We start from the raw sequence: 22,061 nt of genomic DNA, 5'->3' as shown, positions 1-22,061 counted from the left end.
GCTCAGCCGATGCGGACGCGGTCGCCGGCGTCGTCGCTCACCTGGCCGATGCGCCAGTTGTCCAGCCCGTGTTGTGCCAGCCCCGCTTCCACCTGGGTCGCCGCCGAGGCGTCCACGGCCAGCACGAAGCCCAGGCCGCAGTTGAACGTGCGCCACATTTCCGCATCGGCCACGGCGCCTTCGCGCTGCAGCCATTCGAACACCGGCGGCAGTGTCCAGGCGCTGGCATCCACCTCGATGCCCAGCGCGTCGGGGATCACCCGCACGATGTTCTCGGTCAGACCACCGCCGGTGATGTGGGACAGGGCATGGATCGATTCGCCATGGTTGGCCAGAAGATCCAGCAGCGGCTTCACGTAGATGGTGGTCGGCGCCATCAGCGCGTCGGCCAGGCGGGTGCCGCCCAGGTCCAGGTCGGCCGGGCTGCCGGCGCGCTCGTAGATCCGCCGGATCAGCGAATAACCGTTGGAATGCGGACCGCTGGAGCCGATGCCGATCAGCACGTCGCCGGCCTGGGCGCGCGAGCCATCCACCAGGTTGGCTTTTTCCACCGCGCCCACGCAGAAGCCCGCGAGGTCGTACTCGCCGGGGGCGTACATATCCGGCATTTCCGCGGTTTCGCCGCCGATCAGGGCGCAGCCGGCCAGCTCGCAGCCGGCGGCAATCCCGCCCACCACCGCCGCGGCCGTATCCACATCCAGCTTGCCGGTAGCAAAGTAGTCCAGGAAAAACAGCGGCTCCGCGCCCTGGACCACGATGTCGTTGACGCACATGGCCACCAGGTCGATGCCGATGCTGTCGTGGCGGCCCAGCTGCTGGGCCAGCTTGAGCTTGGTGCCCACGCCGTCGGTACCGGAGACCAGCACCGGCTCGCGGTAGCGGCCGGACAGGTCGAACAGCGCGCCGAAGCCGCCCAGCCCGCCCATCACGCCGGGACGGTGGGTGCGCTTGACCAGCGGCTTGATGCGTTCAACGAGGGCGTTGCCGGCATCGATATCGACGCCCGCATCGCGGTAGGTGAGCGGGGTGGGGGTGGTCACGGGTGCGCCGCCAGTAAAGGACAATGCGCGATTTTAGCAGCCGGGGACGCCTCGCGGCCTCCATGGTTGTTGGCGCGGCGGGACGGCGCCCCAACAAACAGCACATCGGCTTTGTGGCAACATTCCGCGATCTGTACGTTCCGGGAACACCACATGCTGCACGTGAACCGCATCGGATGCTGGATGGCCTGGCTGGTTGCCGGCTGCCTGCTGTTGGCCGGCAATGTCCAGGCCCAGCGGATGGAAGGAGACCGCGCCGGCGCGCAGGGCCTGTACGAGGCCGAGGTGCGCGTCCACAGCCAGCGTGAGAATGAGCGCCGCACCGCACTGGGCCGCGCGTTGGCCCAGGTGTTGGGCAAGCTGTCCGGAGACCGGACGGTGGCCGAGCGGCCGGGTGTGGCGGCCGAGCTGCGGCGCGCCGAAGGCTACGTGGAGAACTTCGATTACCGTCAGGACGAGGGCACCTCGGCCAGTGGCGCGCCCACCTTCCACACCACGCTGGTGGTGCGCTTCCGTGAGGAAGCGGTAGAGAGCATGGCTGCCGCGCTGGGCCTGCCGGTGTGGCCGGAGCCGCGACCGCGGCCGGTGCTGTGGCTGGCCATTGATGATGGCCGCGGCGCGCGGCTGGTCACCCTCAACCAGAACAACGCGGTGCGCCCGGTGCTCGATCGCGCCGGCGAACGCGGGTATGGGCTTGGCCTGCCGCGGGGAAGTGCCGCCGAGCAGGCCGCCACGGGCGCAATCTGGCGGGGTGACCACGCCGCCGTCGCGCGGCTGTCGGCCCGTTACGCGCCGCCGATGCAGCTGCTGGGCAAGCTGTACCGGCACGACGGCGGCTGGAAGGCCGACTGGACCTTCGTCGACAACGGCCGGGTGCTGTCGCAGTGGTCCACCGAAAACGCACGGCCGCAGGCCGCGATGGCCGGCGGCGCCGACGGTGCCGCCGATGCGCTGGTCAAGCGCTATGCGCGCGCGCCGGAGACGGGGCCGGCCGGCAGCTACCAGGTGACGTTCACCGGGATCGACAGCAGCGATGATTTCATCCGCCTGGCGGGTTACCTGCAGGGCATGTCGGTGGTCCAGCGGATCACCCCGGTGCGGGCCACGGCCCAGGGCCTGGAAGTGGAGCTGGAGCTGCTGACCGGGCTGCCGGGCTTCCGCAGCCTGGCCGATGAGCGGGTGTTGGCGGAGGTGGACATGCTGCTTGATACCGGCACCCCGATTTACCGGCTGGTGCGCTGACCATGGCGCCTTTGCAGGACACCGCGTCGATCGCCCTGTTCCTCAAGCGTCTGCAGTGGGGATTGGTGCTGGCGGTGGTGCTGTGGCTGCTGATTGCGCTGGGGCCGATCCTGACTCCGTTCGTGATGGCGGCGCTGCTGGCCTGGCTGTGCGATCCGCTGGTGGACCGGGTGGAACGCACCGGACGATCGCGGATCTTCGGGGTCAGCCTGGTGTACCTGCTGCTGGTGCTGCTGGTGACCCTGGCTATGCTGATCCTGGTGCCGATGATCGAGCGCCAGGTCAGGACCCTTGGCGAATCCCTGCCTTCCATCCAGGAATGGATCGTGGGAACCGCGATTCCGTGGGTCGAGGGGCGCACCGGCTTCTCCCTGGCGGACTGGGCGGATCCGCAGCGGCTGTTCGACCTGGTGCGTGAGCACTGGCAGCAGGCGGGTGGGGCAGCTGCGTCGTTTTTCGGCTATCTGCAGCGTTCGGGCTTCGTGTTCATTACCTGGATCGTCAACCTGGTACTGGTGCCGATCCTGACGTTCTACTTCCTGCGCGACTGGGATCTGCTGGTGGAGCGGGTGGCTTCGCTGGTTCCGCGTGACCATATCGACACTGTCGCCCGCCTGGCGCGCGAATCGGATGATCGCCTGGGCGGCTTCCTGCGCGGACAGTTCCTGGTGATGGTGGCCCAGGGCGTGTTCTACGCCGTCGGCCTGCAGCTGATCGGGCTGGAGATGGGCATCCTGGTTGGCCTGATTGCCGGGCTGATCAGCTTCGTGCCCTTCCTGGGGGCGACGGTGGGCGCGATCCTGATGCTGGTCGCCGCGCTGGTGCAGGCGCAGGGCATCGACTGGCAGCTGCTGATCCTGGGGACCGCGGTGTTCACTGCCGGCCAGCTGCTGGAAAGCTACGTACTGACGCCGCGGCTGGTGGGTGACCGGATTGGCCTGCACCCGGTGGCGGTGATCTTCGCGGTGATGGCCGGCGGCCAGCTGCTGGGGTTCCTGGGCATGCTGATCGCGCTGCCGGTGGCGGCGGTGGCCAACGTGCTGCTGCGCTACGCGCACGAGCGCTACACCAACAGCCGCCTGTATGCGGGCAGTCCTTCCGGACTGATGGTCGATTCCGGCAGCATCGTGACCGGCGGCGACGGCAAGGGGACGCCGGCAGCGTGAACCCGCCGATCGGCTCTCCGGGCAGCGGGCGACAGCTGCCCCTGGCGTTGCGCTATCCGCCTGACCAGCGATTCGACACGTTCGTGGCGGCGCCGCCGGGCGCGGTGGAACAGCTGAGCGCGCTGGCGGCGGGGTCGGCTGGTGACTGGCTGTACCTGTCTGGCCCCCCTTCCACCGGCAAGAGCCATCTGGTGATGGCCGCCTGTGCCCATGCCCAGGTGCAGGGTCGGCGCGTTGCCTACGTGCCCATGGCCAGCGCCGTTGGGCGCCTTGAGCAGGCCCTGACAGGGCTGCACGAGTACGATCTGGTGGCATTGGATGGCCTGGACCTGATGGCCGGCCAGCGCAGCGACGAGATTGCCCTGTTCGATTTCCACAACCGGGCCCGGGTGTCCGGAACCGGGGTGCTGTACGCCGCGCGGGTGCAGCCGGACGAGTTGCCGTTGACCTTGCCCGACCTGCGCTCGCGGCTGGGGCAGTGCACGCGTATCCGTCTGGAGGCGCTGGATGATGAGGGCCGCCGGCAGGTGCTGCGGGTGCGTGCCGACCGGCGCGGACTGCAGATCGACGAAGCCGCGATCGACTGGCTGTTGCGCCGGGTGGACCGCGACCTGGGCCGCCTGACCGGGCTGCTTGACCGGCTGGACCGCGAATCCCTTGCGGCCCAGCGGCGCATCACCGTGCCTTTCCTGCGCCAGGTGATGGCCGAGGGCTGAAGGGCCACGCGTTTCCGTTCGCACCTGCGTGTGCATCGGCTCCAGTAGGAGCGCGCCGTGCGCGCGAAACCGCGTGACATCCGCCATGCCGGCGATGGCGACGAACTCCCTACTCGCCCAGTTCCGCGTCCAATCCGGCAAGCCGCTCGGGCGTGCCCACATCTGTCCATCGCCCTGTGTGGTGCTCACCGGTGACCTGGCTCTCGGCGATGGCAGCGCGCAGCAGTGGCGCCAGCTTGAATCCGGGTGGGGTCCGTTCCGCGCCGGGCGCGTCACCGATGATCCGCCGCCAGTCATCAAACAGCGACGCGCGGTAGATCCCGATCCCGGAGAAGGTCAGCCGCCCGTCGCCGTCATTGCGCAGGATGCCGTTGGGGCAGAGGGCGAAATCCCCGGCCGCGTTGTGATCCGGGTTGTCCACCAGCACCAGATGCGCGTCGCCGCGCGGCTGTGGCGGCAGCAGCTTGAAGTCGTAGTCGGTCCAGATGTCGCCGTTGACGGCGATGAAGGGATCGTTGCCCAGCCGGGCCAGCGCCCGCCACATGCCGCCGCCGGTTTCCAGCGGCACCTCGCCCTCATACGAGTAATGGATCGCCAGGCCCCAGCGGCTGCCGTCACCGAGTGCAGCGGGGAACTGCGATGCCAGCCAGGAGGTGTTGATCACTACTTCCTGCACGCCGGCCGCCGCCAGTCGCTCCAGATGCCACACGATCAACGGTTTGCCGGCGGCCTGCAGCAGCGGCTTGGGGGTGGTGTCGGTCAACGGCCGCATGCGCTGGCCGAGGCCGGCGGCGAAGATCAGCGCCTTCATTGACGGATCGCCGCGCTGGGCCAATGGGTTGAAGCGGAGCAGGGTTGCAGCGACATGGCGGGGAACGAAGCGGTGGGCGATGGGGCACAGGGTAAACTCAGGCTCCTTTTCGGGCGAGTCCAGGCGAGTTGGTGATGTCGAATCTGCAGGTGGTGTTGCTGTCGGGAGGCTCCGGTACACGGCTGTGGCCGCTGTCGCGTGAGGCCTATCCCAAGCAGTTCCTTGCCCTGGCGGGCGAGGCCACGATGCTCCAGGAGACCTGGCAGCGCGTGGCGCCGCTGGCCCAGAGCGCTCCGATCGTGGTCGCCAATGAGGATCACCGTTTCCTGGCCGCCGAGCAGCTGCGACTGGTGGGTGTTGAGGGTGCGGCAATTGTGCTGGAGCCGGTCGGGCGCAATACGGCGCCGGCCATCGCCGCCGCCGCCCTGCAGGCCGTTGCCGGGGGTGAAGATCCGCTGCTGCTGGTGCTGCCTTCCGATCACGTGGTGCGTGATCCGGCGGCCTTCCAGGCGGCCGTGCGTGAAGCGATGCCGGCGGCGGAAGCCGGCGCGCTGGTGACGTTCGGCATTGTTCCGGAAGCCGCGGAAACCGGCTTCGGTTACATACAGGCAGACGTGGGTCAGACCGATACGGGCGTGCGTGACGTGCTGCGCTTCGTCGAAAAGCCCGATGCGGAGACTGCGCAGGGCTATCTGGCGGAAGGCGGTTACTACTGGAACAGCGGCATGTTCCTGTTCCGCGCATCGCGCTATCTGGAGGAGCTGGAGAAGTTCCAGCCGGAGATGGTGGCGGCCGTGCGCAAGGCGTTCGAAGGAGCGGCCCGCGACGGTGACTTCATCCGCCTGGACCGGGATGCCTTTGCCGCATCGCCCGCGGACTCGATCGACTACGCGGTGATGGAGAAGACCGCCGAAGCCAGGGTGCTGCCGGTCGACATCGGCTGGAACGATGTCGGATCCTGGTCGGCGCTGTGGGAAGTCAGCAAGCAGGACGCCGATGGCAACGCCCACCACGGCGACGTGATCGCCATCGACAGTCGCAACAGCTACGCGTATTCGCGCCGCCTGGTGGCCATGGTCGGCGTTGACGATCTGGTGGTGGTGGAAACCGACGATGCCGTGCTGGTGGCGCACAAGGACCGGGTGCAGCAGGTCAAGGACGTGGTGGCCAGGCTCAAGGCCGGCGACCGCAGCCACGCGGTGCTGCACCGCGAAGTCCATCGCCCCTGGGGCAGCTACGATTCGATCGACCAGGACGATGGATTCCAGGTCAAGCGGATCAAGGTCAAGCCGGGCGGGCGGCTCTCACTGCAGTCCCACAAACACCGCGCCGAGCACTGGATCGTGGTGCGCGGCACCGCACGGGTCACGCGCGACAACGACGTGTTCGAGCTGCACGCCAACCAGTCCACCTATATCCCGCTGGGCGCGAAGCACCGGCTGGAAAACCCGGGCAGCGAGATGCTGGAGCTGATCGAAGTGCAGTCCGGTGACTACCTGGGCGAGGACGACATCGTCCGTTACGAAGACGTGTACGGGCGCTCTTAGCGGCGGTGGGCGTCAGCCCGCGGTCAGCCTCCCGTGGATCGAACGGCGGCCGGCTCTCCGGCCAGGCGATAGATGCGCACGGCTGGATCCAGGCTCTCTACCCTTTCCACGTTCACATCCGCCACGCGGATGCCGCCGGTAGGCGGCGTGACTGCTTCGTTGATCGCGTGCCGGATCCGGGTGTCCATTGGATCGGGCCGCAGCGCGAGGAGGATGGCCAGTACGCACAGGCAGGCGAAGGTGACAGCAGACGGCAGGAGCCAGCCAAAGCCTGCCTCACGGCCGTGCAGGGCCGCGCGCAGCCGCTGTTCTCCGCCTAGCGGCGGTGACAGCCTGGCCAGTGCGCGGGTTGGCATGCGTTCGTCCATCACTGATCTCCCAGCCATTGTTTCAGGCGCTGTACTGCCTTGTGCTTGCGCGAGGCGACGGTGCCCTCGGGGATGCCCAGGGCCTGCGCGATCCCGCGCGTGGACATCCCGCTGAATTCGGCCATCAATACCACTTCAAGCATCGCCACGGGAAGCCGTCGCAAAGCGGCATGCAGGCCCGCCTGTTCGGCTGCGGCCTGCGGATCCTCCCCGCCGGCGATTCCATCCAGCGTGTCCGGAGCGACCGGCCAGCCGCGTAGCCTGCGCCAGCGCAGGCGATTGCGTGCCAGGTTGAGCGCGGCGGTCCATGCCAGTGCGTCGATGCGGTCCGCATCCACACGGGTCCTTCGGCTCCACAGGCGCAGGTAGGCATCCTGGATCATGTCCTGGCATTCCTGCGCGTCCCACAGCATGCGGTACAGCGCGTTATAAAGCGGATGCTCGACGCGCCGCCAGGACGCGACGAGCTCGCCCTCGTCGATCGGCATCCCGTCAGATTTCGTCAGCGGCCAGCTGGGCCTGTGCGACGATCAGCCGCATGCTGCCATCCGCCGCGGCGCTGGTCCCCAGGACGAGGAACTGGCCCGGTTCCAGCAGGGCGCCCGTTTCGATCTTGGCGTCCCAGAAAGCGTCGTGCTGCTTCATGTCCATCGTGATGTCGAGCGTTACGCCGGCCCCGGACAGGTTGGCGCCGCCCCGGGCGATGAGGTTGCTGGTTTCTGTCGTGAAGCTCTTTCCGGGCGTGGTGAGCACTTCGGTGAATCCCTGCAGGCTGTATCCGTGCAGCCCGAGCCCTCTGGAGGCCGCGTCCAGGGCCGGCTTCAGCGGCTCTAGGCGTGGGTCTGCAGGGTTCTCTTCGGCGCTGCCTTGCAGGAGCCAGAAGCGCAGGCGGATCGGCACGTCGTTGGCCGGCCCGGCGTCCGCCGGAAGTTGGGAAAGGCTTTCTATGGCGCTGCCGATTGAAGCCTGCGTGCTGGCAGGGGCCAACACCACCAGTTTGCCGTCGCTGCTTGAGACCGAGCCGGTCTTGTTGACCTCCAGGACTTCCCGCAGCGCGCGGTGCACCGACTGCAGCTGCGCCGGCGGAACCTCGTAAATCTGCAGTGCCTGGGCCTCCTCGCCCGGGGCGGCGGCATCGTCGCGGCCACACGCCGCCAGTACCACAACGGCCGCCAGGGCCACGCTCCATAATTTCATCGTCCGCATGCCAGATCTGCTCCCTTCGTTTCCGGCCGCGTGAGGGCCGTTCCCCTTCTTCTACACGGCAGCGCCGGATTCCTTCATTTGATCGGAGGGATGCGCGGCTCGGGCTATCTTTCCAACTCCGCATGGATCGCTTTGGCGATCTCCTGCACGACGGGGTTGCCGATGCGCATGGTGTCCTCGTAGCCGGTGGACTCGTCCACTTCGGTGAACACGGCGACGATCGTTTCGCTGCCCGGCACCAGGAAATACCCCACATCGTGGGTGACCTTGCCGGTTTCCCCAGTCTTGTGGGCGATGTGGTCTCCGTCGAGGACGGCGCCGAACTTGGTGTTCACTTCCTGCGCGCGCATCCAGTCCAGCACCTGGGTGCGCGAAGCTTCGGTTAGCAGGTCACCGGTGTAGACCGCCTGCAGCAGGGCTACGGTATCGGCGGCGTCGGTGACATTTGCGGGCGGTGGGATTTTGTCGCCGGGGAACATCTGCCGGTGGAACTTCATCGTGCCCAGATCCAGATCGTCCAGCAGTGCCTGCACCGTAGGCAGGCCGACGTAATAGAGCAGCACGTTGGTGGCTGTGTTGTCGCTGAGCACCACCATGCGCCGGGCCACGTCGCCCACGGTGGTGGTGAAGGGCATCTCTTCACGCTGCAGGTCGCCGGAGCCGCCAACGACCATGTAGGGCGAAATGCTGATGGGTGCATCCAGGTTGAGCATGCCGCGATCCGCCTGGCGCATTACGGTGGCAAGCAGCGCCAGCTTGATCGTGCTGGCGGGGTTGTAGCTGTCCGGCGAGCCAACGATGCGGGTGCCGCCGTGACCGCCCGAGACGTCCGCCAGCCCCACCGAGATGCGGATGCCGTTGCCCGCGGCCTCTTCCACCAGCGGCTGCACGGCGGTTGCGGCCCGGTCAAGTTTCGAGGAAGGCGGGCTGCCGGCGGCAACCAGTGGAGCCAGGGCGAGAACGGCGAACAGGATTCCAGTGATGGGCGTCATGGAGTGGGCCCGGAACACCTCGGCTATCGCCGGATCAGCTGGGCCACGCCGAGGATCAGGATGGCACCGACCAGTGCACCCAGGAATCCGGCCGCCTCGCCGGCGGAGTACCAGTCCAGCTGCTGGCCGAGCCACGTGGCCAGCAGCGCGCCGCCGATGCCCAGCAGCGAAGTGAGGATGATCCCCAGGCGCCGGCGGCCGGGTGTGATGACCCGCGCCAGGATGCCGACGATCAGCCCGAGCAGGATGATGTAAAGCCAGCTTTCGCTGCCGAATGGAGTTGGCATGTTCTGTTCCCCTTGCCCGACGGGCGACCGGCAAAAGCCTAGCCGATCGCCCGTTGCCAGGCGAGCGCCGCGCTCAGCGTATGGTTTCGCCGCGCGCGCTGGCGTGGTGGTGGTCGGCCAGCACCTTGGCCACGCAGGCGGTGACCTTCTTGACCATGTCGATGTGCAGGAACTCGTTCGGCCCATGGGCGTTGGAGTGCGGGCCCAGCACGCCGGTGATCAGGAACTGCGCGCCGGGGAACTTCTCGCCGAGCAGGCCCATGAACGGGATCGAGCCGCCTTCGCCCATGTGGATCGCCGGCTTGCCGAAGAACTCGCGGCTGCCTTCATCCAGGGCTTTGTCCAGCCACGGAGCCAGGGCCGGGGCGTTCCAGCCGGTGGCGGCTTTCTCCAGCTCCAGGGTCACCTTGGCGCCGTTGGGCGTGTCGCGCACCAGGGCTTCGGTCAGCAGTTCGCCGGCACGCTTGCCGTCGATGGTCGGGGGCAGGCGGAGCGACAGCTTCACCGCGGTCTTCGGACGCAGCACGTTGCCCGCGTCGTCCAGGCTCGGCAGGCCGTCCACGCCGGTGATCGACAGCGCCGGGCGCCAGGTGCGGTTGAGGATCAGCTCGGCCGGGTCATCGGTGACCGGCTCAAGGCCCGGCACCAGAGGGAACTTGTTGTACACCTCCGAACCGACCACCTTGGCGGCCTCGCGGGCCTGGTCCACGCGATCCTGCGGGATCGCCGCGTGCAGGGCGTCGATGAGAATGCGGCCGCTGTCCTCGTCTTCGATGCGGGTCAGCAGCTGGCGCAGCAGGCGGAAGCTGGAAGGAATGATTCCCGACGCATCGCCGGAGTGCACGCCTTCGGTCAGCACTTCCACGGTCAGGTCGCCGCCGGTCATGCCGCGCAGCGAAGTGCAGCACCACAGCTGCTCGTAGTTGCCGCAGCCCGAATCCAGGCACACCACCAGCGAAGGGATGCCGATGCGGTCGGACAGGTGTTCAACGTAGGCCGGCAGGTCGTAGCTGCCCGACTCTTCGCACGACTCGATCAGCAGCACGATGCGCGAATGCGGCAGCTGCTGCTCGTGCAGCGCGGTGATCGCCGCCAGCGAGCTGTAGAGCGCGTAGCCATCGTCGGCGCTGCCGCGGCCGTACAGCTTGCCGTCCTGCAGCACCGGCTTCCACGGGCCCTTGTCCTCGTCCCAGCCGGTGACTTCCGGCTGCTTGTCCAGGTGGCCATACATCAGCACGCAGTCGTCGTTGCTGCCACCGTTGGCAGCGGGGATCTCGATGAGGATCACCGGCGTGCGGTCTTCCAGCCGGATCTCCTCGACCTGGATGCCGGGGATCGGCTGCGACTTCGCCCAGCCGGCCATCAGCTTTACTGCTTCGTCCATGTGGCCGTTCTTCTCCCAATCGGGATCGAACATGGGCGACTTGGCGGGGATGCGGATGTAGTCGGAAAGCTGGTCGATGAGTTCGTCGTCCCATTTGCTGGAGACGTACTGGCTGATCTTGCTGGTATCCATGGAGAGGTGCTCGCTGTGCGGGGAGACGCCCATTTTAGCGCGGCCCGGCTTCAGGCTTTTCCTACCCGGTGGCGCGGGGTCCGCCGGGCCCGGTGCGGGGCGTTTGGCGATGGGAGCGGCGGGCACCGATGGGGAGACTGTGCATGCCGGCCGGGACGCTCCCGGTTCGGGGACTGGAAAGACACCACACCATCAAGGAGCAGGATCATGAAAGGAATCAGGATCGTTTTTGCCAGCTTGCTGTTGTCGTTGCTGATGCTCGGCGGCGCCTCGGCCAGCGAAAAGGTGAACATCAACACAGCCGATGCGGAGAAGCTGTCGCAGGTGCTGTCCAACGTGGGACCGGCCAAGGCCGAGGAAATCGTTGCCCATCGCGCCGCCAACGGACCGTTCAAGAGCGCCGATGAGCTGGCTCTGGTGAAGGGCATCGGCCTGGCCACGGTGGAGCGCAACCGCGACCGGATCGAGACCGGCACCCCGACCCGGCGTGCGCCCGCCACTGCAGGCGTGTCCAAGCAGCGTTGATTGATCTTTCCGGGAGCCGCGTGCTCCCGGAAGACGGGGGCAGGGAGCCCTCGAGGACCGGCAGGATGCCGTTACATGGATGTAGAGCCGCCCGTGCCCACCCTGCTGTGCATGGGCGGTGCCTTTTCTGCGGGAAGGCGCGGACAGGGTCGTCGGGCAGCAGGCAGTGGATAGACTGTGCAGATGATGGTCCTTCCGTCCAAACCCCAGGTGCTGCCGGCATATACGCATCGCCGCGAGCGCTGGCGCAATGGCCTCGGCTGGACCCGGGCAATCGCGGCCTGGCCGGATGACAGCGACTGGCTGTGGCGGCTGTCGCTGGCGGAGATCGAACAGGCCGCGCCCTGGTCGCTGTTCCCGGGGGTCGCCCGGGAACAGGTGCTGGTGGAAGGCGAAGGGCTGCGGCTGCGGTTTGGCGACGGCCGAGCGGAAGAGCTGCTGCCGCCGCATGGGCGGGCACGCTATGACGGCGGCGAGCCGGTGACCGGCGAGCCCATCGACGGACGGGTCGTGGCGCTGAACCTGATGTGGCAACGCGATCTGGTGGAAGTCGATGTCTGGCATCGGCCCCTGGTTGGGCCGATGCTGTTTTTCGCCGATCCGGCAGAAGGCTGGCTCCTGTTCCTGCTGGCAGGCCAGGGCCGCTTCGATCAGGCCAGCGGGCTGCCAGCACTGGAGCAGGGAGATGCCGCGGTGCTGGCGTCCTCGCAGCGGAGCCGGTTCATGCTCGAAGGCGGTGGCGAACTGATCGCCATGCGCCTGCGTCCTCGATTGAGCCCGAGCCCGGCCGGTTCAGAAGCCGACGTTGACTGACAGCCACAGGCGCCGGCCTTCCTGCAGGGTGCCGGTGACCGAACGGCCGATCTGGGCGTAGTGCGAGCCCCAGCTGGTGTCCCCGGTATTGGTCACGTAGTAGTCGCCGTCCAGGAAATCCTTGTCCAACAGGTTGTAGATGGTGGCGTTGAGGGTCACGTTCTCCGATGCGCGCCATGATCCGCCCAGGTGGAACTGGGTGTAGGAGCTCAGCTGGCCCAGGCCGTCCACGATGGCCCTGTCGGACGCGCTCAGGTTCTCGTAGAGACTGGTGAAGCGGTCGCGCTCGCTGCGGTACTCGGCGCGCAGCCACAGGCTGAGGTCATCGGTGGTCTCCCAGTCCAGGCTGGCGTTGGCCGAGTTGCGGGCCTGGTTGGTGAACGGCGCGCCGCGGTCGGCACCGCTCTTCTGCTCGGTGTCGGCCCAGGTCCAGTTGCCGCCCACCGACCAGGTGTCGGTGAAGTGCCAGCGTGCGGCCAGCTCGGCGCCGCGGCTGGTGGCTTCGCCCACGTTGGTGCTCTGGGAGAAACTGTCCTGGGTGAAGCCGCTGCCCATGTCCAGGCAGCCCGGCAGGTTCTGGCCGCTGGCCGCCCAGCAGTTCGCCACCGGGGTGCCGGAGCTGATCATGTCTTCGAATTCGGTATGGAACAGGGTCAGGTTGGCGTTGAAGCCCTGGCCGCCGTCGTAGTAGAAACCGATCTCGTGGTTGCGGCTGGTTTCCGGTTTCAGGTGCGGGCTGCCGATGGTGATGGTGCGACCCTGGCCGGTGGCCCCGTTGATGCCGTCGTGCAGGTCGTTGACGCTGGGGGTGCGGTAGCCGCGGCTGACGCCGCCCTTCACGGTCCAGGCATCGCTGGCCGCCCAGGTCAGGTACACGCGCGGGCTGAAGTGGCCGCCGAATGCATCATGGTCCTCGTAGCGGCCGCCGAAGGTCAGGCCCACCGAATCGACGATGCGCCATTCGTCCTCGACAAAGATCGCCCACGAGCTGCGCTCGAAGCGCTCGGCGGCGATGCCGTCCTCCACCTGCGCGTCGATGTACTGTCCGCCCACGCTCAGCGTGTGGCTTTCGCCCAGCGGCGTCACCAGGCGCGTGTCCAGGATCAGGTCTTCCGATTCCAGCTTGCGCGGCGCGCCGCCGACGATGCCGGGGAAGTTGGTCCACGCCAGGTCGATGGTGCCGGGGATGGTGCGGCCGGTGGTTTCGGTGCTCTTCCAGGTCAGGGCGCTTTCCCACAGGCTGAAGCCGATCGTGCCGCGGTGGGCCAGCACCGCCTGTTCGCGGTTGAAACGCAGCTCGTCGGAGTAGCCGGCGGCGCTGTCGTCCGGCGTGGTGCAGCCGGCCACGGCGTTGCCGCCCCAGCCATCCAGGGTGCCGAGCTGGCAGTCGCCGTTCTCGTACACCTGCCGGCCCTGCTCGATATCCAACGACACCTCGTGCAGGTCGTTGGGGGTCAGGGTCAGGCGTGCGCCCCAGTTGGTGTTGCGCCCTTCCACAGCGGCGGCGCCGCGGCGGCTGACCACCGAGCCGTCATCGAAGCTCAGGTCCGAAGCGCCGCGCTCGCTGATGCTGCCGCGGATGGCCAGGCCCAGGCGGTCGGCGGCCAGCGGGCCGGCCACGTACACGTTGGCGCCGGTGGAGGCGCCGTAGCCGGTGTTTTCCTGGAAGGCGTGGTTCAGGCCCACCGAGCCCATCCAGGCGTCGGCCACGCGGCGGGTGATGATGTTGACCACGCCGCCGACGGCGTCCGATCCATACAGGGTCGACATCGGCCCGCGGATCACCTCGATGCGCTCGATGGCCGCCAGCGGCGGCATGAAGCTGTTGGCGGTTTCGCCAAACCCGTTCGGGGTGATGTCGCCGCCGTTGTTCTGGCGGCGGCCGTCCACCAGCACCAGGGTGTAGGCGCTGGGCATGCCGCGGATGCTGATGTTCAGGCCGCCGGTCTTGCCGGTGCCCTGGTTGATGTCCACGCCTTCCACGTCGCCAAGGGCCTGGGCCAGGTTGGCGTACTGCTTGCGCTCAAGCTCCTCGCGGCTGATCACGCTGATGCTCGCCGGAGCGTCGGTGATCTTCTGCTCGAAGCCCGAGGCGGTCACCACCACGGCGTCGAAATTGACCGGATCGCGTGCGCCGGTGTCCGCCGCAGCGGGGGCGGCGAAGGCCAGGGCAATGGTGAGGGCAAGCAGGTTGCGCCGCGGGGCCGCAGACAGGCGGGTGTTACGTGGGGACATCAGACAACTCCAGGTTCATGAACGTGCGCGCTTCAACCTGGGCTGGCGGCGGCTGCCAGGCATGAAGGCGGGCGGAATAGTGGAATGCCGGGCACCCGGCCCGGCACAACAATGAGAATTGTAATGAGAATGGTTATTGTTTCAATAGGGTTCAGCAATATTCGCGGGAGCGCGTCGTGCGCGCTTGCGAGGAGTCAGTGGCGGTCGTCGCGGGTCCAGACGGCGTCGTCGTGGACTTTCACCGGGAACTTCACCGCCGGCGCGTAGGCCGGCGCGCACAGGGCGCGGCCATCACTGACGTCAAACTTCGCCCCATGCAGGACGCATTCGATGGTGCCGGTAGCCGGGTCGAATTCACCCGCCGACAGCTCGAAGTCCTCGTGGCTGCAGCGGTCTTCCAGCGCATACAGGTCGCCGTCGCGGTTGAACACCAGGATCGGGGTGTCGCCGTCCCATGCCACCTGCATCTCGCCGGGCAGCAGTTCGGAGGTTGCGCAGACGCGGATCCAGCCTTCGTTTTCCATGTGGTTCATCGTCTCGGTGCGTGCTTGTCGTAGGTCGGCCCTACGCGGCCGACGTGGTTGGCTTTTCAAGGACCTCGAAGCGCAGGTCGTCGCGCTTGGGGATGCCGAAGCGTTCGTCACCGTAGGGGAAGGGCTTGAAGACGCCGGTGCGGCGATAGCCGCGGCGTTCGTACCAGGCGATGAGTTCCGCGCGCTGGGTGATCACCGTCATGCGCATCGTGTCCATGCCCCAGGTGTCAGTGGCGATGCGTTCGCACGCGTCAAGCATGGCCCTGCCGGTGCCCGCGCCCTGCTGGCCGGGTTGGACCGCGAACATGCCGAAGTAACCCGCGCCGTCCTCCACCGCCACGTGGGCGCAGGCCAGCAGCGCGTCGGCGGACGCGTCGGAGGAGGCCAGCAGCACGATGCTGTGCGGGCGCTCGATGTCGGCGCGCAGCACCTCCGGGTCGATGCGCGGGCCATCGAGCAGGTCGGCCTCGGTGGTCCACCCGGCGCGGCTGGCATCGCCCCGATACGCCGAGGTCACCAGGGCGACGATGGCATCGATGTCGGCAGCCGTCGCCGGCCTGAATTCCAGTCTGGTCACGGTCAGCCGAGCAGCTTGCGGACCTTGTGCAGCCCGGCAACGAACGCTTCGATTTCCGCATGCGTGTTGTAGAACGCCAGCGACGCGCGGCAGGTGGCAGCGACTCCGAAGTACTGCAGCAGCGGATGGGCGCAGTGCTGGCCCGAGCGCACCGCGATGCCTTCCAGGTCCAGCAGCGTGGCCAGGTCGTGGGCGTGGGCGCCATCCACCAGGAATGACACCACCGCGGCCTTCTCCGGCGCGCGGCCGATGATGCGCACGCCTTCGATGCGGTCCATCTCTTCGGTCAGGTGCGCCAGCAGCTCGGCTTCGCGCGCTTCGATATGGCCCATGCCGATGCCGTCGAGGTAATCCACCGCCGCGCCCAGGCCAACGAAGCCGGCGATGTTGGGCGTGCCCGCTTCAAAGCGGTGCGGAGCATCGTTGAACACGGTGCCGTCGAAGCTGACCTCCTTGATCATCTCGCCGCCACCGATGAACGGCGGCATCGCCTCGAGGTGTTCGCGACGCGCCCACAATGCGCCGGTACCGGTGGGCCCGCACATCTTGTGGCCGGTGAATACGTAGAAATCGCAGCCGATCGCGGTGACATCCACCGCCCGATGCGGCAGCGCCTGCGAGCCGTCCACCAGCGTGGCGATGCCCCGCTTGCGGGCTTCGCGGCAGATGTCGCGCACCGGGTTGACGGTGCCGAGCAGGTTGGAGACATGGGTGACCGCCAGCAGCTTCACGTCCGGGGTCATGGCTGCGTACAGGGCGTCCAGGTCCAGGCTGCCGTCAGGTTTGATTTCGGCTACGCGGATGCTGGCCCCGGTGCGCTCAGCCACCAGCTGCCAGGGCACGATGTTGGCGTGGTGCTCCATGCGCGAGACCAGGATGGTGTCGCCGGGCCTGAGTTGCGGCAGGGCCCAGGAATACGCCACCAGGTTGATGGCGAACGTGGTTCCGCTGCACAGCACCAGGTCCGCGGGGCGGGCATTGATGAAGCGGGCGAGCTTGGCACGCGCGCCCTCATAGGCCTCGGTGGCCTCGCTGCCGAGCTGGTGCACGGCGCGGCTGACGTTGGCGTTCTGGTGACGGTAGAACCGGTCCACCGCCTCGATCACGGGGGCCGGCTTCTGCGCGGTGTTGGCGCTGTCCAGGTACACCAGCGGCTTGCCGTGTACCTGGCGCTGCAACAGCGGGAAGTCCGCGCGAATGCGTTCCCAGTCCACTGCCGGGGCCGCTCCTCCCGGGGCGTCGGCCCCTTGCGCGCGGACGCTCATCCGCCCGTCACGCCGGAAACGGTTTCCAGGGTGGCGATCAGGCGGGCGTCCATCGCCTCGCGCAGGGCCGGGTCCTGCACCGCGGACAGCGGCTCGCGGGTGAAGGCCTGGGTCAGAAGCACCCGCGCCTCGCGCTCGGACAGGCCGCGTGAGCGCATGTAGAACAGCGAGGATTCGTCCAGCTGGCCGACGGTGGCGCCGTGGGCGGCTTCCACTTCGTCGGCGTGGATCACCAGCACCGGCAGGGTATCGATCTCGGCATCGGGCGACAGCAGCAGGTTCTTGTTGGACAGCCGGGCATCGGTGCCGTCAGCGCCGGCCTCGATGGTGATGCCGCCGTGGAACACCACGCGGCCGCGGCCGGTGCCGATGCCACGCCACAGCAGGCCGCAGGAGGTGTTGCCTGCAACGTGGTCGATGGCAAGGCGGGTATCCAGATGGCGGCGTCCCGCGGCCAGCAGCACGCCGTTGGCGTCCAGGCGGGCCTCTTCGCCGGTCAGGCGCACGTTGAGCTCGTGGCGCGACAGCGCGCCGCCCAGCTCCACGTCGACGCGACGGTAGTGGGACGATTCGGCCAGCTCGGCTTCGGTGCGCAGAAATGCGGTGGCGCCGTCGGCGCCCGACTGGACGCGTGCGTGCTCCAGCTCGGCATTGGCACCCAGGCTGATTTCCATCAGCGCGTTGTCCAGATGACGGTGTGCGCCGGCGGCGATGTGGTGCTCGGCGACAGCCAGGCGGGCGCCTTTGCCAACGTCGATGCGGTGGCGCAGATGCCAGGCCAGCTCGGCCCCGTCCTGCGGTGCGCCGACGAATACCAGCTGCAGCGGCTGGGCCACCCGGACGCCGGCCGGCACCCGGACCTGCACGCCCTGCTTGGCCAGGCTGGTCACCAGGCGTGCGAAAACCGCGTCGCGATCCGCATAGCGTGTGTCATCGCTGCCGGTCGGGGCATCGGTGAGCACTTCAATCGCTTCGTCCAGACCGGTGCGATCCGACAGCGATTCGGAGAGGCGACCGTTGACGAACACCAGCCGAGGCGCGGCAATGCCCGCCAGCAGCGACGGATCAACCTCCACCACGTCCCGGGAGAGCGCGAACTCGCGGCGCTCAAGCGCGCGCAGCGGGGTGTACTTCCACGCTTCGCTGCGGGGGCCGGGCAGGCCATCGCCCAGCGCCGCGTCAAGCGCGGAGCGGCGGGCGGCGTCGCCTTCGAAGCCGCTGGCCAGCGACTGGAGCAGGGTACTCATGCTGCCTCCGGGGAAATGCGGTCCTTGACCCAGGCATAGCCGTGCTCTTCCAGCTGCTCGGCCAGCTCCGGTCCGCCGCTTTCGACAATGCGGCCGTCGGCCAGCACGTGCACCACGTCGGGCTTGATGTATTCCAGCAGGCGCTGGTAGTGGGTGATGACCAGGAACGCACGGTCCGGCGAACGCAGGGCGTTCACGCCTTCGGCCACGTGGCGCAGGGCGTCGATGTCCAGGCCAGAATCGGTCTCGTCCAGGATCGCCAGCTTCGGTTCAAGCACGGCCATCTGGAAGATCTCGTTGCGCTTTTTCTCACCGCCCGAGAAGCCCTCGTTGACGCCGCGATGCAGCAGCTTGTCGTCCAGATGCAGCACGGACAGCTTTTCGCGCACCAGCTTGAGGAACTCCATGGAATCCAGTTCCTCCTCGCCGCGCGCCTTGCGCTGGGCGTTGAGCGAACTGCGCAGGAAGTAGGTGTTGTTCACCCCGGGGATTTCCACCGGGTACTGGAATGCCAGGAACAGGCCGGCGGCGGCGCGCTCCTCAGGCTCCAGCTCGAGCAGCGGCTTGCCGTCGAACTCGACGGTGCCTTCGGTGATCTCGTAGCCGTCGCGGCCGGCGAGGATGTTGCCCAGCGTGGACTTGCCGGCCCCGTTGGGGCCCATGATGGCGTGCACCTTGCCCGGCTGCAGGTCCAGGGTCAGGCCCTTGAGGATTTCGCGCCCGTTGATGCTGGCGTGGAGGTTTTCAATCTTGAGCATGATGTGTTTCCCGTAAGGCGGGGAGCCCGCCGGTTGGTTTTTCCTGTGCAAACGGGCAGGGCCCGCTTCCGAATAGGGTTGCTGCGACGGTCAGCCGACGCTGCCTTCCAGCGAGATATCGAGCAGCGCCTTGGCCTCGATCGCGAATTCCATCGGCAGCTCGCGGAAGACCGTTTTGCAGAAGCCGTCGACGATCAGGCTGATCGCGTCTTCTTCCGAGATCCCGCGCGAGCGGCAGTAGAACAGCTGGTCGTCGCTGATCTTGGAGGTGGTGGCCTCGTGCTCGACGGTCGCGGTCGGATTCTTGACCTCGATGTAGGGGAAGGTGTGCGCGCCGCACTTCTTGCCGATCAGCAGCGAGTCGCACTCGGTGAAGTTGCGCGCGCCCTCGGCGTTGCGGTCCATCTTGACCAGGCCGCGATAGGTGTTCTGCCCGCGCCCGGCGCTGATGCCCTTGCTGATGATCTTGGATTTGGTGCGCTTGCCGACGTGGACCATCTTGGTGCCGGTGTCGGCCTGCTGGCGGTGGTGGGTGAGGGCGACCGAGTAGAACTCGCCCACCGAGTCGTCGCCCAGCAGCACGCAGGACGGGTACTTCCAGGTGATCGCCGAGCCGGTTTCCACCTGGGTCCAGGTCACCTTCGAACGCGCACCGCGACACTCGGCGCGCTTGGTCACGAAGTTGTAGATGCCACCCACGCCGTTCTCGTCGCCGGGGTACCAGTTCTGCACCGTGGAGTACTTGATCTCCGCGTCTTCCAGCGCCACCAGCTCGACCACCGCCGCGTGCAGCTGGTTGTCATCGCGCATCGGCGCGGTGCAGCCCTCAAGGTAGGACACGTGGCCCTTGTCCTCGCAGATGATCAGGGTGCGCTCGAACTGGCCGGTGTGGCTGGCGTTGATGCGGAAGTAGGTGCTCAGCTCCATCGGGCAGCGCACGCCCTTGGGGATGTACACGAAGCTGCCGTCGGAAAACACCGCAGAGTTCAGCGCGGCAAAGTAGTTGTCACCCACCGGCACAACGGTGCCCAGGTACTGCTTTACCAGCTCGGGGTGATCGCGCACCGCCTCGGACATGGAGCAGAAGATCACCCCGGCTTCCTTGAGTTCCTTCTGGAACGTGGTGCCGACCGACACCGAATCGAACACCGCGTCCACCGCGACGCCGGCCAGCTTGGCGCGCTCATGCAGCGGCACGCCGAGCTTGTCGTAGGTGTCCAGCAGCTCCTGCGGCACCTCGTCCAGGGATTTGTACTTGGGGCCCTTGGGCGCGGAGAAGTAGCTCAGCGACTGGAGATCGATCGGCTCGATGTTGAGCCTGGCCCACTTGGGCACCGGCATGGTCAGCCAATGGCGGTAGGCGGCCAGGCGCCATTCAAGCATCCACTCAGGCTCTTCCTTCTTGGCGGAAAGGGCGCGGATGGTGTCCTCGTCCAGCCCCGGCGGGAGCGACTCGGACTCGATGTCGGTGACGAAGCCGGCCGAATACTTGCGGCCAAGCTGCTCGTGGACCAGCGCGTTGGGGCGCTCTTCTTCCAATACGGGTTCGATGATCTGGGTGGCCATAGGCTGCCTGTATTTCAGTTGCCGGCGAGGCGGGCGTCGATGCGCCTGGCCCCGGACGGGGGTGGGGGAGGAGCGTCTGCAGACACGGGTGCGTCGGCAAACATCTGCGCCAGGCTGACGTCGCGTAGCGCCGCGGCGACCACATCGTTGATGCGGCGCCAGTTGGCGCGCACGCCGCACTGGCTGGCAATGCCGCACACGTGTTGGTCGAGACTGCATTCGGTCATTGCGATCGGGCCTTCCATGGCCTCGACGATCTCAAGCAGGGTGATGTCGCCTGGCGGACGGGTCAGCCGGTAGCCGCCATGGGCGCCGCGGAAGCCTTCAACCAGCCCGGCCTGGGCCAGCGGCTTGAGCACTTTGCTCACTGTGGGTGCTTCCAGGCCTGCACGATCGGCCAGCCCGGCCGCGCTCAGCACGGTTTCCGGCTCGGCGGCGAGCGCGGTCAGTACCACGGTGGCGTAGTCGGTCAGGCGGGTAACGCGAAGCATGCGGGGGAGAAATTCCAAAGAGGACCGAAATTGTACTCTTTCAGACTGCGCGGCTCAAATGCCGCCAGCTGTCCGGCGCTGACGATGTTCAGCCAGGTGTGCAGCCGCATGCTCCCGGAGCCTGTCGCATCCCAGCCCGCTGTTGGCCACAATAGTCGGCCGATCCCTCAAGCCGCAGCCGATGCCCAAGAAAAAGAAGAAGGAAAGTAAAATCGAGGCCCGCCTGTCGCCGATCCATGGCAACGGCGTCTTCGCGACCGCGGATATCGCCGCCGGCGAGCGCATCATCCGCTACAAGGGCGACCTGCGCAGCCACGATGAAGTCGACGAGGAATACGGTGGGCTGGAGGAAAACGGTCACACGTTCCTGTTCACCGTCAACGATGACTACGTGATCGACGGCAACCACAACTCCAACGTGGCGCGCTGGATCAACCACAGCTGCGACCCCAATTGCGAAGCGGTGGTGGAGGAAGACGACAAGGGTCGCTCACACAAGGACAAGGTGTTCATCGAGGCGATCCGAGATATCGCCGAGGGCGAGGAGCTGACCTACAACTACGGCATCGTGCTGGATGAGCGACACACGCCGAAGCTGAAAAAACTCTGGGCCTGCCGCTGCGGGGCCGACAACTGCACCGGCACCATGCTGCAGCCCAAGCGGCGACGCGCGGCATCCTGATCCGCGGGGCCGCGCTGCCAGGGGTCAGTCCGGCAGGGTGAGCTCGCGACGGTGCGGGCGCAGCCAGGCCAGCAGCATGCCCAGCAGGCCAGCGGCCACCAGATCCAGCACGGACTGGCGCAGCATCATGGACAGCGGCAGCGGCTGGGCCACGTGGACCAGCAGGTGCCAGGGCACGAATGACACCAGACCAATGGCCAGCCCGAACGCCAGGCCCTGCTGCAGCCGCACTTCGACGCTGTCGTGCAGGCGGTAGTAGAGCCAGGTCATCGACAGGCCAATGAGCGCATAGGCCAGGAGGATCCAGCCGAACCGCGCGTTGGCATCGGCCTGGCTTCGATAGAGCTCGGCGTGGGCGATGTAGTCGCCGCGCAGCAGCAGGCCGTGAACGAGCAGGCCAAGTACCAGCGCGGCCATGCCGACTATTGCGCTGCAGATCCAGAACCGCTTGCCCATGGAAATTCCGCCTGGCCCCTGT

General features: G+C 67.3%; 24 protein-coding genes. 7 read left to right on the top strand and 17 right to left on the bottom strand.

Going from position 1 to position 22,061, the window contains the following annotated elements; genetic code table 11:
* Positions 1 to 2 precede the first annotated feature (2 nt).
* Positions 3 to 1,040, bottom strand: a complete 1,038-nt coding sequence (gene purM, locus WCE59_RS05000; RefSeq protein ID WP_343257616.1) for a phosphoribosylformylglycinamidine cyclo-ligase — start codon at positions 1,038 to 1,040, stop codon at positions 3 to 5.
* A 183-nt stretch (positions 1,041 to 1,223) separates the two neighbouring features.
* Here purM and WCE59_RS04995 point away from each other — a divergent pair, with 183 nt between their 5' ends.
* The 3 genes from WCE59_RS04995 to hda are packed head-to-tail and all read left to right on the top strand — an operon-like array spanning position 1,224 to position 4,164.
* Positions 1,224 to 2,282: a DUF2066 domain-containing protein gene (locus WCE59_RS04995; protein WP_343257685.1), complete on the top strand. Its 1,059-nt coding sequence runs from the start codon at positions 1,224 to 1,226 to the stop codon at positions 2,280 to 2,282.
* 2 nt (positions 2,283 to 2,284) lie between these two features.
* Positions 2,285 to 3,448, top strand: coding sequence for an AI-2E family transporter (locus tag WCE59_RS04990; protein WP_343257615.1), 1,164 nt, complete (start codon positions 2,285 to 2,287; stop codon positions 3,446 to 3,448).
* The gene (hda, locus tag WCE59_RS04985; protein WP_343257614.1) at positions 3,445 to 4,164 is read left to right on the top strand and encodes a DnaA regulatory inactivator Hda; all 720 of its coding nucleotides are present in this window, start codon (positions 3,445 to 3,447) and stop codon (positions 4,162 to 4,164) included. The genes WCE59_RS04990 and hda overlap by 4 nt, the downstream gene beginning before the upstream one ends.
* A 109-nt stretch (positions 4,165 to 4,273) precedes the next feature.
* Here hda and murU read toward each other — a convergent pair whose 3' ends face one another.
* Complete coding sequence (gene murU, locus WCE59_RS04980) at positions 4,274 to 4,975, bottom strand: N-acetylmuramate alpha-1-phosphate uridylyltransferase MurU (RefSeq protein ID WP_343257613.1); 702 nt, start codon at positions 4,973 to 4,975, stop codon at positions 4,274 to 4,276.
* Between the two features lie 134 nt (positions 4,976 to 5,109).
* Here murU and WCE59_RS04975 point away from each other — a divergent pair, with 134 nt between their 5' ends.
* Positions 5,110 to 6,522, top strand: coding sequence for a mannose-1-phosphate guanylyltransferase/mannose-6-phosphate isomerase (locus WCE59_RS04975; RefSeq protein WP_343257612.1), 1,413 nt, complete (start codon positions 5,110 to 5,112; stop codon positions 6,520 to 6,522).
* A gap of 23 nt (positions 6,523 to 6,545) precedes the next feature.
* Here the strand turns inward: WCE59_RS04975 and WCE59_RS04970 are convergent, their stop codons facing one another.
* The 6 genes from WCE59_RS04970 to WCE59_RS04945 all read right to left on the bottom strand — a co-directional run bounded on the left by WCE59_RS04970 (position 6,546) and on the right by WCE59_RS04945 (position 10,891).
* Positions 6,546 to 6,890 carry a hypothetical protein gene (locus WCE59_RS04970; protein ID WP_343257611.1) on the bottom strand — a complete coding sequence of 115 codons (345 nt, stop codon included), beginning with the start codon at positions 6,888 to 6,890 and terminating at the stop codon, positions 6,546 to 6,548.
* Positions 6,890 to 7,378 (bottom strand): RNA polymerase sigma factor, encoded by a 489-nt coding sequence (locus tag WCE59_RS04965; RefSeq protein WP_343257610.1) that lies wholly within the window; start codon positions 7,376 to 7,378, stop codon positions 6,890 to 6,892. Before WCE59_RS04965 ends, WCE59_RS04970 begins: the two co-directional genes overlap by 1 nt.
* Positions 7,379 to 7,382: 4 nt before the next feature.
* Positions 7,383 to 8,072 (bottom strand): hypothetical protein, encoded by a 690-nt coding sequence (locus WCE59_RS04960; RefSeq protein WP_343257609.1) that lies wholly within the window; start codon positions 8,070 to 8,072, stop codon positions 7,383 to 7,385.
* Between the two features lie 128 nt (positions 8,073 to 8,200).
* Positions 8,201 to 9,088, bottom strand: coding sequence for a serine hydrolase (locus tag WCE59_RS04955; protein WP_343257608.1), 888 nt, complete (start codon positions 9,086 to 9,088; stop codon positions 8,201 to 8,203).
* A 23-nt stretch (positions 9,089 to 9,111) separates the two neighbouring features.
* Positions 9,112 to 9,375 carry a GlsB/YeaQ/YmgE family stress response membrane protein gene (locus WCE59_RS04950; RefSeq protein ID WP_343257607.1) on the bottom strand — a complete coding sequence of 88 codons (264 nt, stop codon included), beginning with the start codon at positions 9,373 to 9,375 and terminating at the stop codon, positions 9,112 to 9,114.
* A 73-nt stretch (positions 9,376 to 9,448) separates the two neighbouring features.
* Positions 9,449 to 10,891, bottom strand: a complete 1,443-nt coding sequence (locus WCE59_RS04945) for a M20 family metallopeptidase (RefSeq protein WP_343257606.1) — start codon at positions 10,889 to 10,891, stop codon at positions 9,449 to 9,451.
* A gap of 207 nt (positions 10,892 to 11,098) precedes the next feature.
* Here WCE59_RS04945 and WCE59_RS04940 point away from each other — a divergent pair, with 207 nt between their 5' ends.
* Both WCE59_RS04940 and WCE59_RS04935 read left to right on the top strand, forming a co-directional pair.
* Positions 11,099 to 11,416, top strand: a complete 318-nt coding sequence (locus WCE59_RS04940; protein ID WP_343257605.1) for a ComEA family DNA-binding protein — start codon at positions 11,099 to 11,101, stop codon at positions 11,414 to 11,416.
* A gap of 183 nt (positions 11,417 to 11,599) precedes the next feature.
* Positions 11,600 to 12,229: a HutD/Ves family protein gene (locus WCE59_RS04935; protein ID WP_343257604.1), complete on the top strand. Its 630-nt coding sequence runs from the start codon at positions 11,600 to 11,602 to the stop codon at positions 12,227 to 12,229.
* Here the strand turns inward: WCE59_RS04935 and WCE59_RS04930 are convergent.
* From WCE59_RS04930 to WCE59_RS04895, 8 genes are all read right to left on the bottom strand, one after another.
* Positions 12,209 to 14,464, bottom strand: coding sequence for a TonB-dependent receptor domain-containing protein (locus WCE59_RS04930; RefSeq protein ID WP_343257603.1), 2,256 nt, complete (start codon positions 14,462 to 14,464; stop codon positions 12,209 to 12,211). The two genes, WCE59_RS04935 and WCE59_RS04930, sit on opposite strands and share 21 nt — an antisense overlap.
* 194 nt (positions 14,465 to 14,658) lie before the next feature.
* A complete protein-coding gene (locus tag WCE59_RS04925; RefSeq protein WP_343257602.1) occupies positions 14,659 to 14,988 on the bottom strand; it encodes a non-heme iron oxygenase ferredoxin subunit in 330 nt (109 codons plus the stop codon).
* A gap of 40 nt (positions 14,989 to 15,028) precedes the next feature.
* A complete protein-coding gene (locus WCE59_RS04920; protein WP_343257601.1) occupies positions 15,029 to 15,574 on the bottom strand; it encodes a GNAT family N-acetyltransferase in 546 nt (181 codons plus the stop codon).
* Between the two features lie 2 nt (positions 15,575 to 15,576).
* A complete protein-coding gene (locus WCE59_RS04915) occupies positions 15,577 to 16,839 on the bottom strand; it encodes a cysteine desulfurase (protein WP_343257600.1) in 1,263 nt (420 codons plus the stop codon).
* On the bottom strand, positions 16,836 to 18,086 hold the full coding sequence (gene sufD / locus WCE59_RS04910; protein WP_343257599.1) for a Fe-S cluster assembly protein SufD: 1,251 nt from the start codon (positions 18,084 to 18,086) through the stop codon (positions 16,836 to 16,838). The genes WCE59_RS04915 and sufD overlap by 4 nt, the downstream gene beginning before the upstream one ends.
* Positions 18,083 to 18,844 carry a Fe-S cluster assembly ATPase SufC gene (sufC, locus tag WCE59_RS04905; RefSeq protein WP_343257598.1) on the bottom strand — a complete coding sequence of 254 codons (762 nt, stop codon included), beginning with the start codon at positions 18,842 to 18,844 and terminating at the stop codon, positions 18,083 to 18,085. Before sufC ends, sufD begins: the two co-directional genes overlap by 4 nt.
* 90 nt (positions 18,845 to 18,934) lie before the next feature.
* Positions 18,935 to 20,410 (bottom strand): Fe-S cluster assembly protein SufB, encoded by a 1,476-nt coding sequence (gene sufB, locus WCE59_RS04900; RefSeq protein ID WP_343257597.1) that lies wholly within the window; start codon positions 20,408 to 20,410, stop codon positions 18,935 to 18,937.
* A gap of 14 nt (positions 20,411 to 20,424) precedes the next feature.
* Entirely contained in the window at positions 20,425 to 20,901 is a 477-nt protein-coding gene (locus WCE59_RS04895; RefSeq protein WP_343257596.1) for an SUF system Fe-S cluster assembly regulator, read from the bottom strand.
* 181 nt (positions 20,902 to 21,082) lie between these two features.
* On the opposite strand from WCE59_RS04895, the gene WCE59_RS04890 reads away from it, so the two are divergent.
* Entirely contained in the window at positions 21,083 to 21,583 is a 501-nt protein-coding gene (locus tag WCE59_RS04890) for an SET domain-containing protein (RefSeq protein ID WP_343257595.1), read from the top strand.
* 24 nt (positions 21,584 to 21,607) lie between these two features.
* Here WCE59_RS04890 and WCE59_RS04885 read toward each other — a convergent pair whose 3' ends face one another.
* The gene (locus tag WCE59_RS04885) at positions 21,608 to 22,039 is read right to left on the bottom strand and encodes a hypothetical protein (protein WP_343257594.1); all 432 of its coding nucleotides are present in this window, start codon (positions 22,037 to 22,039) and stop codon (positions 21,608 to 21,610) included.
* Positions 22,040 to 22,061: the final 22 nt, after the last annotated feature.

This window comes from Luteimonas qiangzhengi (assembly GCF_039548515.1).
In the GTDB taxonomy this organism is placed as follows: Bacteria; Pseudomonadota; Gammaproteobacteria; order Xanthomonadales; family Xanthomonadaceae; genus Luteimonas.
This window is presented reverse-complemented; position numbering and strand designations above follow the sequence as displayed.